The organism is Acinetobacter entericus (assembly GCF_026168575.1).
Classification (GTDB): Bacteria; Pseudomonadota; Gammaproteobacteria; order Pseudomonadales; family Moraxellaceae; genus Acinetobacter; species Acinetobacter bouvetii.
Genome location: NZ_JAPEQW010000021.1, coordinates 26,548 through 40,286, shown reverse-complemented (window position 1 = coordinate 40,286; position 13,739 = coordinate 26,548). Strand labels below are relative to the sequence as shown.

Genomic DNA, 13,739 nt, shown 5'->3' with positions numbered 1-13,739 from the left:
AACATGTTGCATAAAAATCAAATCTCGAATATAAAAGTATGCAACAAGTTGCATTAATGGCTGCGCAGGTTTGATTTCAAAGCGCAGCCATCGTACAAACAGCCAGCGAAAGCACGCCAAGGAGAAAACATGTCTAATTATCCGCACTTACTTGCGCCTTTAGATTTAGGCTTTACTACATTAAAAAACCGCGTATTGATGGGATCAATGCACGTTGGACTTGAAGAAGTTGAAGGTGGCTATGATCGCATGGCGGCATTTTATGCAGAGCGTGCGGCTGGCGGTGTAGGATTAATCGTAACTGGGGGGATTTCACCGAATGATCATGGCGTGACTTTTCACGGCGGTTCTAAATTAGATACCTTAGAAGAAGCTGAAAAGCATAAAGTCATCACACAAGCGGTGCATGATGCGGGCGGTAAAATTGCGCTGCAGATTTTACATACAGGGCGTTATTCTTATCAGGCGGAAAACGTTGCCCCATCTGCAATTCAAGCGCCGATTAACCCGGTAAAACCGCATGCTCTTACTTCTGCTGAAGTGAATCAGACCATTGCTGACTTTGCCAATTGTGCAAAATTGTCGCAAATCGCTGGCTATGATGGCGTTGAAATCATGGGTTCAGAAGGCTACTTAATCAATGAATTCATTGCGGCACGGACCAACCATCGTGATGATGAATGGGGCGGAAGCTATGAAAACCGCATCCGTTTCCCGATTGAAATCGTAAAGCGCACCCGTGCGGAAGTCGGTGAAAACTTTATTATTATTTACCGCCTTTCAATGCTGGATTTGGTTGAAGGCGGGTCGACTTTAGAAGAAGTGATTCAGCTTGCTCAAGAAATTGAAAATGCCGGCGCAACCATTATTAACACAGGGATTGGCTGGCATGAAGCGCGTATTCCAACGATTGCAACCAAAGTGCCGCGTGCGGCATTTACATGGGTAACCAAGAAGCTAAAAGGTTCGGTTCAAATTCCGTTAGTGACGTCTAACCGTATTAATACTCCAGAAATGGCTGAACATGTTTTGGCTCAGGGGGATGCGGATATGGTGTCTATGGCGCGCCCAATGCTTGCAGACGCTGAGTTTGTACTCAAAGCAGAACAAGGCCGCAGTGATGAAATCAATACCTGCATTGGCTGTAATCAAGCCTGCTTAGATCAAATTTTCTCCATGCAAATTGCGACGTGTTTAGTCAATCCGCGTGCATGCTATGAAACTGAACTGATTTTTAAAGAAAGTGCACAAAAGAAAAATATTGCGGTCATTGGTGCAGGGCCTGCAGGCTTAAGCTTTGCCACTTATGCCGCTGACCGCGGACATCAGGTGACTGTTTTTGATGCAGCCAGTCAAATTGGCGGGCAGTTTAATATTGCGAAGACCATTCCCGGTAAAGAAGAGTTTTATGAAACGCTGCGTTATTTTAAGCGCAAAATTGAGCTTCAGCCGCGTATTAAGCTGGTGCTGGATCATACCGCAACTTATGAAGAATTAGCGCAGTCAGATTTTGATGACATCGTGGTGGCAACAGGCGTTACTCCGCGTAAGCTGACCATTGAAGGAATTGATCATCCTAAAGTGCTGAATTACTTAGAAGTGCTGAAAGAGCGTAAGCCTGTAGGCAAGCGTGTTGCGATTATTGGCGCAGGCGGTATTGGTTTTGATACAGCAGAATACTTAAGCCATGAAGGTGAAAGCGGCAGTTTAAACCCACAAAAATTCTATGATGAGTGGGGAATCGATACCAGCTATGCGCATGTTGGCGGCTTAAAACAGCCAGTCTTGGAGCAGTCGGATCGTGAAATTTACCTTCTGCAGCGTAAAGCGAAGGCGGTCGGTGCTAGCTTAGGTAAAACTACGGGCTGGATTCACCGTACAGGGCTAAAACACCGCGATGTAAAAATGATTGCAGGCGCAAGCTATGACACAATTGATGATCAAGGCTTGCACATTACAGTGAATGATCAGCCAGCGGTTTTAGAGGTGGATCACGTGATTATCTGCGCAGGGCAGGAAGAATATACAGCTATGTATGATCAGTTAAAAGCGGACGGTAAAAATGTACACTTGATTGGCGGCGCGAAAGAAGCGGGCGAGCTGGATGCGAAGCGCGCAATCCGTCAGGGCGCTGAATTGGCAGCGGTGATTTAATCTGTTTTTTCATATCAGCAAAAATTGATCTTCTCTAAACGCGATGATAGCGCTTTCTCTCCCTTTGGGAGGGGATTGAAGAGGGATGTTTTGAATAAGGTAATTAAGGAAATAAAATGACCATGCAAACAACAAAATCATCCATTCAGAAATGGCATCACATGCTGGAAAGCCGTGACATGAGCATCTTAGATGAGCTTCTGGCAGATGAGGTGGTGTTCCGTTCACCTGTGGCATATAACGCGTATCCAGGCAAGCAAGTAGTCACCTTTATTTTGACCAATGTGATTCAAATTTTTGAAAACTTTACATATCACCGTGAGTTTTACACTGAAGATGGACAGAGTGTGGTGCTTGAGTTTTCAGCAAATGTGGGTGAGAAAAAGCTGAAAGGCATTGATATGATACAGTTTAATGAGCAGGGACAGATTGTTGATTTTGAAGTGATGATTCGTCCAAAAAGCGGTTTGGAAGCATTGGCTGCGCAAATGGGGCAGCGGATGGCCGCTTTTTTGCCTAAGTAATTTTCAGCCAGCGCCATCGTTAATGTTATGAATGTTGTGTCCATCATTCGGTCTAAGTGTAAAAGGGTAGATCTATGAGTAGTGTGTTGAATCAGGTCAGCCGCCGTGCATTGGCGCTGCTGGATCAGGTGACAGGTGCAGAGCAGCCTAAGCTTTATTTTAATCCGCAGGGTGAATTTAAAGCGATTTTTGACCAGCTTCCTCAGCTTCACCGCAAATATAGGCCGACACCATGGCTGTCCAATACGCATGCGCATTTGCTGTATTTTGACCTGATCAAGAAACGCAGTATTCATTTGAAATATGACCAAATCGATCAACTGACGATGCTGGATGGCGGCATTACGGGCATTGCTTGGTTCGGGATGGATTTGCCGCCGGAAACGGCAACCATTGTAGTGATGCACACGATTACAGGTACGCCTGACAGCATGCGGGAGCTGGTGCAAGATCTGCATCAATACACTGGCTGGCGCATTGCGCTATGCCTGCGCCGCGGTCATGCGGGCCTGCCGATGCCTGTGGCTAAAATCAATTTGTTTGGCTTTACAGCAGACTTGCGCGAACAGCTGGATTACATTCAGGAAAAGTATCCGGTATCACCGCTGTATGGGATGGGTTCTTCTGCCGGTACTGGCTTGCTGGTGCGCTATCTGGGTGAGCAGGGTATTAATACGCCATTGAAAGCAGCATTTGCCTTATGTCCAGGCTATAACACAGAGCTGGGCTTTAAGCACGTACATCCTTTTTACAGCAAAATGATGACCAAAAAACTGTTTCAAAAGTTTGTAGAACCGTATCGGCAGACTTGGCAAAACACAGCGTCATTATCTAAAGTCATGCAGTCAAAGACGTTGCTGGATTTCGAACAGGCCTATTTTGAGATGGCGGGGTTTCAAGATTACGACAGCTATAATCAATCGACTAATCCTATTTATGTTTTTGAAAATATTGAGATACCGCTTTTGGTACTGAATGCTGAAGATGATCCTGTTTGTCATATCCGCAATTTTGAACCCTACAAATCTGTGGTCAGCCAGATGCGCAGTGTCGCAGTTGTGACGACCAAAAAAGGCAGTCATTGCGGTTTTTATGAAGGCTTAAGGGAAACTCATTCTTGGGCGGCCAAATTGGCAGCCGATTTCTTTTTGCTGGACGCTTCAAAAACAGCGGCTTAATGAGATGAAGTAGAGTAGAGGCCCGTCATTTATGAAAATGATGGGCCTCTTGCTGTTTGAGTCGCGCTTTTAGTTATATCTTCGATTTTTTAGCCAGGCTGCGCTGCATTTATAGGGATGGAAACCTTCATTTGCAGAATGACCAGTACCAAGGCCAGAGTGCTCAGGACCGCGCCCGAATAAGATACGGCTTGATAGCTCCATCCTGCATTCAGCACGGCAGCGCCTGCGGCCGCACCGACAGCATTGCCTAAATTAAATGCGCCAATATTGACAGATGATGCAAGCCCCGGCGCTTCGTGTACAACCGACATGACCCGCATTTGCAATGGCGGCACTACCGATCCGATGCCAAAAAATGCGCCGTGATTGAGGCTGGTTATTAGCCGCGCGCCGATTAAGCTCAGATAGCTTGGCGCTGACGCAGCCAGTAAATTGCCAACCGTAAAGATCGCCATCAATAAAATCAGGGCGTTACGCTTTGAATAGCGTGAAAACCATAAAGTCATCAATGGCGCGCCAATCATCACGCCGACTGCATAGGCGCTAATCAGCAGGCCTGCTTGAGGGATTGCAATATGCAGATCATGGGCGATTTCCGGCAGAAAGCCCATAGGTGAAAATTCTGTGGTGCCAATGGCAAAAGCGCCGATCGCAAGTGCAAGCAGAGGAAGATTGATACTCAGTCCGGTGTTTCTCATTTCCAGTTTAGTCCCATTCTGGCGCTAAGTTCTCAGGATCCACTTCGCGGCCATTGCGTTCAAGTCCAGCAATGGCAAGCATATCTTCACTGCTGAGCTGGATGTCCTGTGCGCGCAGATTTGCTGTTAAATGTTCAATTTTTGTAGAAGATGGAATCACGGAATAGCCTTTTTGCAGTGCCCAGGCCAGAGCAATTTGTGCAGCCGATGCCTGATGCCGCTGCGCGATTTGCATTAGAACAGGATCATTCAGCACTTTGCCGTAAGCTAAAGTCATATATGAAGTGACATCAATGTTTTGGGCTTGGAGAAAATCAGCCAGTTTTTCATTTTGCAAATAGGGGCTGAGTTCAATTTGATTGGCCGCAATATGCTCAGCGCCAATGCTCTCAATAGCTTGCTGCGTCAGCGCAATATTGAAATTGGAAATGCCAATATGCTGTGTTAGCCCCTGTTTTTTAGCTTCCAGCAGTGTTTGCATCAATTCAGGAATATCAACATTCATTTGCGGTGCCGGCCAGTGAATAAGCGTGAGATCAACGGCATCAGTGCGCAGTTGGCTTAAACTGTTTTTTAAGCTGGGAATCAGCCGGTCAGGCGCATAATGGTCGACCCAGATTTTAGTGGTTAGGAACAGTTCTGAACGCGGAACGGGGCTTTCAGCAATGGCTTGTCCGACTTCTGCTTCGTTGCCGTAAATTTGCGCCGTATCAATGGCGCGGTAGCCTGCAGAAAGTGCATTTTTAACTGAGTCAATCACCGTTTGACCGCTTAGGCGAAAAGTGCCGACTCCGAATTTTGGAACAATCATGGTTTATTCAACAGTTTTTTGAGATCAACGCTATAGTGCGGAAAAATTTACAGCAGAAAAATACAGTAATTTGCAATATATTATTGATTGAAAATCATGAATAGTTGGCTGACATGAAATCTACTATCGAAGAATTGCAGGCTTTTACGGCGATTGTTGACAGCGGTTCAATTGTGATGGCGGCGGACCGGCTGAAACAGACAGCATCAGGCGTTAGCCGCGCATTGCAGCGGTTAGAGTCGAAGCTGAATGTAACGCTGCTGGAAAGAACGACCCGCAAAATTAAACTGACGCAAGAAGGGCAGCTGTTTTTAGCTAAAGCCAGGCGCATTTTAAATGATCTGGCAGAGGCAGAAGATTCGCTGCTGAAATCAGATGAAGATATTTCGGGCTTAATTCGGGTCGATTCGGCGACGCCTTTTGTACTGCATGTGATTGTGCCTTTAATGCATGAATTTATGCGCAAGTATCCAAATATTGAAATAGAGCTAAATAATCATGATCAGGTGATTGATCTGCTGGAACATCAAACAGATGTTGCGATACGGTTTGGTGAGCTAAATGACTCTACTTTGCACGCAAAGCTGCTGTGCAGAAGCCGTCTGTACATAGTGGCAAGTCCAGAATATTTAGCGCGGAATGGGCAGCCGGAGCAGGCAGCAGACTTGCTGGCGCATGAGCTGATTGGCTTTAGCCAAACGCAGCATTTGAATACGTGGCCTATCCATGTTAATCAAAAAACCTTTACAGCACAGCCTAAAATTAAGGCATCAAATGGAGAAACTGTGAGGCAGCTGGCCTTGGAAGGTATTGGCATTACCTGTTTGTCGCGCTTTTTGGTACAGGAAGATTTGAATGCGGGACGGTTCATTGCATTATTTGAAGATCAAATTGTTATGCATTATCAGGAAATTCATGCGGTGTATTATCTGCAAGAACATTTGCCAAAGCGGGTGAGCCTATTTATTGAATTTTTGGCTGAAAAATTAAAACATTATGTATAGTGAGCTGATATTGCAAAGATAAAAACTCAGGGTAAAAAAAGCTCAGACCAGATGCTGAGCTTTTTTTGACTAAGCGCGTGAATTAATTATCAAGCGCTGGTGTCGCGGCTGCAATGGCTGCAGCAACGGCATCATCTTCAGTCTGAGCAGCGGTGCTGTTTTGCTTAGGCGCAGCCTGTGTCGGCTTGTCTTCAGCTTTCGGCGCTTCGGCCTTAGGCGCAGCAGATTTTGACGCTTCTTCAGCAGGTTTGGTATCGCGGACTTCACGGCGGATTTCAGTGGTTGTATTCGGTGTTTCTTCACGAATGACGTCTTGATGCGCAGGTACTGGTTCAATTGGCTGATTATCAGCAGAGTCTAAACTTTCAAATTTTGCCGGCTCAGCTGGCTGTGCGTCAGAAGCAGAAGTATCAACTTGTTCTTGCTCTTCTTGCTTTGGCTCTTCTTTTTTAACACAGGCAGTAATCAGTAGGGCTGTCGCGATTGCACCGCAAATTAAAAGTTTTTTATTCATAATTGCACAAAATTAAGCGTTAAACGGATATCCATATTATAACCATAAAATAGATTATGAAAATCACCGAAATTTTAGCTAATTTTATATCGGAAATGCTGATAGAATAGCCAATTGTTTATTGTTCTATGAATTGATGCGGAATGACTTTGCTTTATTGGTGCAAGGTAAAGTAAAATTGCGCAACATTGCAGGCCTATTTAGGCTCGATTGTACGAGAAACCCAATGACCCATTTTATTTTCGTGACTGGTGGTGTAGTTTCATCACTAGGTAAAGGTATTTCAGCTGCTTCAGTTGCTGCACTTTTAGAAGCCCGTGGTTTAAAAGTGACCATGGTAAAAATGGATCCATACATTAATGTCGATCCAGGGACAATGAGCCCATTCCAGCATGGTGAAGTTTTTGTCACAGAGGATGGTGCCGAAACTGACTTAGACTTGGGTTATTACGAACGTTTCTTGCGTCGTGCGAAAATGACCAAGCTTAATAACTTTACTTCTGGCCGTGTATACCAAGACGTTTTAAATAAAGAGCGCCGCGGTGACTATCTTGGCGGAACTGTTCAAGTTATTCCACACATTACAGACAATATCAAAGAACGTGTACTTCGCGCAGGCGAAGGCTATGACGTTGCGATTGTTGAAATTGGCGGCACAGTAGGTGACATTGAATCTCTCCCATTCATGGAATCTGTACGTCAGTTGATGGTTGAACTTGGTCATAAGCGCACAATGCTTATGCACTTAACACTGCTTCCATATATCAAATCTGCAGCTGAGCTGAAAACCAAGCCAACACAGCACTCTGTTAAAGAGCTGCTTTCAATTGGTATTCAGCCAGATATCCTGATTTGCCGTACAGAACATGACGTTGATGCGGACACGACACGTAAAATTGCGCTATTTACTAACGTAGAGGCGCGTGCCGTTGTTGTATGTAAAGATGCGCGTTCGATTTACCAAATTCCACGCACGTTCTATGAACAAAACGTAGATGATTTAATCTGTGAACGTTTTGGTTATGACAATCTTCCAGAAGCTGATCTTACAGATTGGGATAATGTGGTTGATGCGTTATTAAATCCAGAGTACACCGTGCGTGTTGCGATGGTCGGCAAATACGTAGAGCTTCCAGATGCTTACAAGTCTGTAAACGAAGCGCTGCTTCATGCGGGCATCCAGAACCGTGTTAAAGTTCAGATTGACTATGTCAATGCTGAAGAACTTGAAAGCCAAGATGTTGCAGACGTATTGAAAGATGCTGATGCAATTTTGGTTCCGGGCGGCTTTGGTGAGCGCGGTACAGAAGGCAAAATGAAAGCGATCCGTTTTGCGCGTGAAAACGGTATTCCATTCCTTGGCATCTGCTTAGGCATGCAGCTGGCTGTGATTGAATATGCGCGCAATGTTGCGGGTATTCCTGATGCAACCTCTACTGAGTTCAACCGTTCAACTAAATCACCGCTTATTGGCTTGATTACAGAATGGCTGGATGAACGCGGTGAAGTGCAGCAGCGCAGTGCAGATTCAGATCTTGGCGGCACTATGCGTCTTGGCGCTCAAAAATCTGAATTGGTTGCAGGAACGAAAACTTGTGATGTGTACGGTTCAGAAGAAATTATTGAACGTCACCGTCACCGCTATGAGATGAACAACCGCTACATTCCAGTTCTTGAAGAAAAAGGCATGAAAATTTCAGGCTATTCTCCAGTACAGCGTTTGGTAGAAACAGTTGAAATTCCTCAACATCCTTGGTTTATTGCTGTACAATTCCATCCAGAATTTACAAGTTCACCACGTGATGGGCACCCATTATTTGCTAGCTTTATTGATGCAGCTAAAAAGCAGCACCAAAAAGCCAAGTAAGCAGGGTATCGGAATCAACTAGGAAGTTTAAATGTCACAATTAAAACCACAAGAAGTTGTACGTTTAGGCGATATACAAATGGCAAACCACTTGCCATTTGTACTATTCGGCGGCATGAACGTATTGGAATCAAAAGACCTCGCTTTTGAAATTGCTGAAACTTATGTGGATATCTGCAAACGCTTGGAGATTCCTTATGTTTTTAAAGCAAGCTTTGATAAAGCCAACCGTTCAAGCTTGAACTCATTCCGCGGCCCAGGCTTGGAAAAAGGCATTGAGTGGCTAGCAGACATTAAAAAACATTTTAATGTGCCGATCATTACCGATGTGCATGAGCCGTATCAAGCTGCGCCTGTGGCGGAAGTTGCTGACATTATTCAGCTTCCTGCATTTTTAAGCCGTCAGACTGACCTAGTTGAAGCGATGGCTAAAACAGATGCCATCATCAATATTAAGAAAGCTCAATTCCTTGCACCGCATGAAATGCGTCATATCATGAACAAGTGCTTGGAAGCCGGGAATGATAAGCTGATTTTATGTGAACGCGGTTCAGCATTTGGCTACAACAACTTAGTTGTAGACATGCTGGGCTTCGACATCATGAAGGAAATGAACGTGCCGGTGTTCTTTGATGTTACTCATGCACTGCAAACACCTGGCGGCCGCGCAGATTCTGCCGGCGGTCGCCGTGCCCAAATTACGACTTTAGCGCGTGCGGGTATGGCGACAGGCCTGGCAGGTTTATTCTTAGAAGCGCATCCAGACCCTGAAAAAGCAAAATGTGACGGGCCGTGTGCGCTTCGCATTTCTCAGCTTGAACCATTTTTGGCGCAGCTGAAAGAATTGGATACTTTGGTGAAAAGCTTCCAGAAGCTGGACACACACTAAATTGGATTTACATTGATGCGTCTTTTAGGCGCATCGTCTTTATTAATTAACTGAGGAACTGTTCATGAGTCAAATCGTTGACATTCGTGCACGTGAAATTTTGGACTCTCGTGGTAACCCTACCATTGAAGCTGACGTAATCTTAGCCTCTGGCGTTGTAGGCCGTGCATGTGCACCTTCTGGTGCTTCAACTGGTTCTCGTGAAGCTTTAGAACTTCGTGACGGCGATAAAGCGCGTTACTTAGGCAAAGGCGTTCGTACAGCAGTTAACAATGTTAATACGCTGATTCGTGATGCTTTATTGGGTAAATCAGTATTCGAGCAAAAAGACATTGATAATACAATGATTGCGCTTGACGGTACTGAAAACAAAGAAAAATTGGGCGCTAATGCAACTTTGGCTGTTTCTTTGGCGGCGGCTCGCGCGGCGGCTGATGAGAAAAAAATTCCATTGTTCCAATATATTGCAGATTTACGCAATAACAAAATCTTGACGATGCCTGTGCCAATGATGAACATCATCAATGGCGGTTCACATGCAGACAACAACGTTGATATTCAAGAATTCATGATTGAGCCAGTTGGCTTTACATCATTTGCTGAAGCACTTCGTGCCGGCGCTGAAATTTTCCATTCTTTAAAATCAGTTTTAAACAAAAAAGGTTTAAACACTGCAGTGGGTGATGAAGGCGGTTTCGCGCCGAACCTGCGTTCGAACGAAGAAGCAATTACTGTAATTCTTGAAGCAATTGGTCAAACTGGCTACAAAGCAGGTTCTGACATCATGCTTGCGCTTGACTGTGCATCTTCAGAATTCTACAAAAATGGTCAATACATTCTTGCGGGTGAAGGCAACAAAGCATTCACAAGCAACCAGTTCTCTGACTATTTAGCGGGTCTTGTAAACCAATACCCAATTATCTCAATTGAAGATGGTCTAGACGAATCTGATTGGGAAGGCTGGTCTTACTTGACGTCTATCCTTGGCGACAAGATTCAGTTGGTGGGTGATGATTTGTTTGTTACAAACCCGAAAATCCTTCAGCGCGGTATTAATGAGAAAGTAGGCAACTCTATCTTAATTAAATACAACCAAATCGGTACGTTGACTGAAACTCTGGATGCGATTTATCTTGCGAAAGAAAATGGTTACTCTACAGTGATTTCACACCGTTCTGGCGAAACTGAAGATTCAACGATTGCGGATCTTGCAGTCGGTACAGCAGCGGGTCAAATCAAGACAGGTTCACTTTGCCGTTCTGACCGTGTAGCAAAATATAATCAATTGCTTCGCATTGAAGAATTGACTAATGCTGCATATCGCGGTAAAGCTGAGTTTAAAGGTTTAAACTAAGCGTAAATGCGATCTATGTTAAATGTATTTGACTCCAAAGCGAGTAAAGCATTGTTGGGCCTTGCGATCTTATTGATCGCAGGGTTTCAATATTTATACTGGTTTGGTGAAGGTGGACATAAAGACCATCAGAAACTGGCACAGAAAGTTCAGCAGCAGATTGAACTGAATGAAGAATTAAAAGAACGCAACCGCGTCTTAGCCGCGGAAGTCTATGATTTAAAAAATGGTGTAGAAGCCATAGAAGAACATGCACGTTTAGATTTAGGTTTGGTGAAACCACACGAAACTTTTGTTCAAATGAGCACGGTCAACACGCAATACAGACCAATTTACGTTAATCCTAATCAAGCAGATTTGCGCACGAATGAAGAACCAGCTGAAGCTCCCCCAGAACCTTAAGTTGTGGGCTGTAATACCTGCAGCTGGGTCGGGCAGCCGCTTTTCAAAATCAGAACTTAAACAATACCAAGCCATTCAAAATAAGACAGTCTTAGAGCATACAGTGCAAAGGCTGAATGACTTGCCTTTGTCCGGTTATGTGCTGGCTATCGGTGAGCGGGACACCTTTGCTGCAACTTTGAACTTTTCAGACTTGCATAAGGCGCATTTCTGTTTGGGCGGCGCAGAGCGGGTTAATTCTGTTTTAAATGCCTTAAATTACCTTTCAGGCTTTGCTTCAGCGGATGATTGGGTGCTGGTGCATGATGCCGCGAGGCCTTGTGTGACAAAGGCCAGTTTGGAGAGCCTGGTGTCTTCGGCTGTTGCATCTCAGCAAAGCGCTATTTTAGCAATACCCGTCCGGGATACCCTGAAATCGGTGGGGCATGGCGCAAAGATTGCAAACACCGTAGACCGTTCCCAGCTTTGGCAAGCGCAAACACCGCAAATGGCAAAACTGGGTGTGCTGAAAAAAGCGATTGAGCAAGCGCTTTCGGTGCAAGTCAATATTACGGATGAAGCCAGTGCGCTGGAATATGCGAATCAAACTGTTCAGGTTGTTCAGGGCCGTGCAGACAATATCAAGATTACATATCCAGATGATTTAGAGCTGGCAAAACTGATTTTGGCCTCACAGCTGCCAGCTGTGAAATAAATCTGGAATAATTTGAGCCGCTGCGATTTATTCTTTGCGGCTTTAACTTATAATTTCTCCACTTTTTTGTTAAGTATGCGCCGCTAATGATTCCTTCACAGCAGTATCGTTTTTTACGCCAGTCCGCACGCGATGGATTGAGTATAAAGCACGATTCGTCACGCTGGGCTAAATTGCATTTAGATCCCTGGCTGCTTGGTTTTCTCCTCCTGAATGCCGTTTTAGGTTTGATGGTGGTTTACAGTGCGACAGCAGGTGATTCAGGGATGGTAATGCGTCAAGCCATCAGTTTTGGCGCAGGCTTTATTATCATGTTTTTGTGCGCGCAAGTGCCGCCAAAAGTTTATCAGGCTATCAGCCCATATTTTTATATTTTTGGATTATTTATGCTGATTCTGGTGCTGGTTGTTGGTGAAACCCGCATGGGCGCCAAGCGCTGGATTACTTTGCCGGGTATCGGCAGCATGCAGCCCAGTGAGGTGATGAAATTTGCAATGCCGCTGATGATGGCGTGGTTTTTTTCAAATCGGGCTTTTCCGCCTAAATTTATCCATATTATTATTGCCTTGATTATTATGATGGTGCCTTTTGTGCTGGTCGCGCTGCAGCCCGATTTGAACATTGGCTTAATCATTCCTGGCATATTTGTACTTTTTCTTAGCGGCATGTCTTGGCGCTTAATTGCCGGCGCTATCGGCGTTTTTGCTATTGCAGCGCCTCTGCTTTGGATGTTTTTTTTGCAGGAATACCAGAAAAAGCGGATTTTAACGCTGTTTGACCCAGAATCTGATGCATTAGGCGCAGGCTGGAACATTATTCAGTCAAAGATTGCGATTGGTTCTGGCGGTATGACGGGCAAGGGATTTACAGAGGGAACGCAGTCTCATTTAGGGTATTTGCCTGAACACCATACGGACTTCATTATGTCGACGTATGCAGAGGAATTTGGCTTTATTGGGGTTTTTCTGCTGTTTAGTTTGTTTGCAGCCATTATCATTCGTTGTTTAATGATAGGAATGAGCAGTTTTCATAATTTTGGCCGTTTGTACGCGGGGGCAACGGGCTTAACATTCTTTTTCTTCGTATTTCTAAATTCAGGCATGGTCAGCGGTATTCTGCCAGTTACAGGTGATCCACTGCCGCTGATGAGTTATGGCGGTACCGCAGTGATTTCGATGCTGGCAGGCATGGGGATTGTAATGTCGATACATACGCACCGTTAAATTGGGATAATGAAAAGCTGGATTGATTCCAGCTTTTTTTATAAGCTAATTCTATATATTTGAAAAAAGCAGGAGCTGTATTTGGCTGATATTTTCTGTGATTCTGCAGATATGTTGAGTGAATTAAATAAGGAATTGCACAACTCGATATTCATGGACGGGATTGTAAGGCTGGATTTAGTTTATGAATGCTGTAAATTGTCTATTGAGCATGGCCGAGCCATTTTGCAATTGTTGCAGACTCATGATGATGTCTCTGCGCTTGCATGATTTAGAGTTTAGTTTGAAACGGTTGTTAGAGCTTATTGACTGTTAATGGCTGCGTCCAATGATGAAATTCAAACTTTTGAAATTAAAAACGCAGATGAATTATTAGAAAAGGTCAAAATTACAACAACATCAGGCATGATTAATAAATTATAAA

Annotated in this window: 14 protein-coding genes; 11 read left to right on the top strand and 3 right to left on the bottom strand. The window is 44.5% G+C overall.

Annotated features, from left to right (window positions below; genetic code table 11):
- Positions 1-129: 129 nt before the first annotated feature.
- The 3 genes from OKC24_RS14760 (at position 130) to OKC24_RS14750 (ending at position 3,856) form a co-directional block, all read left to right on the top strand.
- Positions 130-2,154 (top strand): NADPH-dependent 2,4-dienoyl-CoA reductase, encoded by a 2,025-nt coding sequence (locus OKC24_RS14760; protein WP_131275811.1) that lies wholly within the window; start codon positions 130-132, stop codon positions 2,152-2,154.
- A 116-nt stretch (positions 2,155-2,270) separates the two neighbouring features.
- Positions 2,271-2,678 (top strand): nuclear transport factor 2 family protein, encoded by a 408-nt coding sequence (locus OKC24_RS14755; RefSeq protein ID WP_131275810.1) that lies wholly within the window; start codon positions 2,271-2,273, stop codon positions 2,676-2,678.
- A 74-nt stretch (positions 2,679-2,752) separates the two neighbouring features.
- The gene (locus OKC24_RS14750; protein WP_131275809.1) at positions 2,753-3,856 is read left to right on the top strand and encodes a YheT family hydrolase; all 1,104 of its coding nucleotides are present in this window, start codon (positions 2,753-2,755) and stop codon (positions 3,854-3,856) included.
- 89 nt (positions 3,857-3,945) lie between these two features.
- Here the strand turns inward: OKC24_RS14750 and OKC24_RS14745 are convergent, their stop codons facing one another.
- Both OKC24_RS14745 and dkgB read right to left on the bottom strand, forming a co-directional pair.
- Positions 3,946-4,557, bottom strand: a complete 612-nt coding sequence (locus OKC24_RS14745) for an MFS transporter (RefSeq protein ID WP_131275808.1) — start codon at positions 4,555-4,557, stop codon at positions 3,946-3,948.
- Between the two features lie 7 nt (positions 4,558-4,564).
- A complete protein-coding gene (dkgB, locus tag OKC24_RS14740) occupies positions 4,565-5,368 on the bottom strand; it encodes a 2,5-didehydrogluconate reductase DkgB (RefSeq protein WP_131275807.1) in 804 nt (267 codons plus the stop codon).
- A 113-nt stretch (positions 5,369-5,481) separates the two neighbouring features.
- On the opposite strand from dkgB, the gene OKC24_RS14735 reads away from it, so the two are divergent.
- The gene (locus OKC24_RS14735) at positions 5,482-6,372 is read left to right on the top strand and encodes a LysR family transcriptional regulator (RefSeq protein WP_131275806.1); all 891 of its coding nucleotides are present in this window, start codon (positions 5,482-5,484) and stop codon (positions 6,370-6,372) included.
- An 82-nt stretch (positions 6,373-6,454) separates the two neighbouring features.
- Here OKC24_RS14735 and OKC24_RS14730 read toward each other — a convergent pair whose 3' ends face one another.
- Entirely contained in the window at positions 6,455-6,886 is a 432-nt protein-coding gene (locus tag OKC24_RS14730) for an internalin (protein ID WP_131275805.1), read from the bottom strand.
- Positions 6,887-7,112: 226 nt separating this feature from the next.
- Here OKC24_RS14730 and pyrG point away from each other — a divergent pair, with 226 nt between their 5' ends.
- The 7 genes from pyrG to OKC24_RS14695 all read left to right on the top strand — a co-directional run bounded on the left by pyrG (position 7,113) and on the right by OKC24_RS14695 (position 13,585).
- Positions 7,113-8,753, top strand: coding sequence for a CTP synthase (gene pyrG, locus OKC24_RS14725; protein ID WP_265465850.1), 1,641 nt, complete (start codon positions 7,113-7,115; stop codon positions 8,751-8,753).
- Positions 8,754-8,784: 31 nt separating this feature from the next.
- Positions 8,785-9,642, top strand: coding sequence for a 3-deoxy-8-phosphooctulonate synthase (kdsA, locus tag OKC24_RS14720; protein ID WP_130148120.1), 858 nt, complete (start codon positions 8,785-8,787; stop codon positions 9,640-9,642).
- A 64-nt stretch (positions 9,643-9,706) separates the two neighbouring features.
- Positions 9,707-10,996 (top strand): phosphopyruvate hydratase, encoded by a 1,290-nt coding sequence (eno, locus tag OKC24_RS14715; RefSeq protein WP_005009302.1) that lies wholly within the window; start codon positions 9,707-9,709, stop codon positions 10,994-10,996.
- A gap of 15 nt (positions 10,997-11,011) precedes the next feature.
- Positions 11,012-11,398 (top strand): septum formation initiator family protein, encoded by a 387-nt coding sequence (locus OKC24_RS14710; protein WP_005009304.1) that lies wholly within the window; start codon positions 11,012-11,014, stop codon positions 11,396-11,398.
- Complete coding sequence (gene ispD / locus OKC24_RS14705) at positions 11,364-12,092, top strand: 2-C-methyl-D-erythritol 4-phosphate cytidylyltransferase (RefSeq protein WP_130148122.1); 729 nt, start codon at positions 11,364-11,366, stop codon at positions 12,090-12,092. The genes OKC24_RS14710 and ispD overlap by 35 nt, the downstream gene beginning before the upstream one ends.
- An 86-nt stretch (positions 12,093-12,178) precedes the next feature.
- Positions 12,179-13,315, top strand: a complete 1,137-nt coding sequence (gene rodA, locus OKC24_RS14700; RefSeq protein ID WP_130148124.1) for a rod shape-determining protein RodA — start codon at positions 12,179-12,181, stop codon at positions 13,313-13,315.
- A gap of 81 nt (positions 13,316-13,396) precedes the next feature.
- Positions 13,397-13,585: a hypothetical protein gene (locus OKC24_RS14695; protein ID WP_130148126.1), complete on the top strand. Its 189-nt coding sequence runs from the start codon at positions 13,397-13,399 to the stop codon at positions 13,583-13,585.
- Positions 13,586-13,739: the final 154 nt, after the last annotated feature.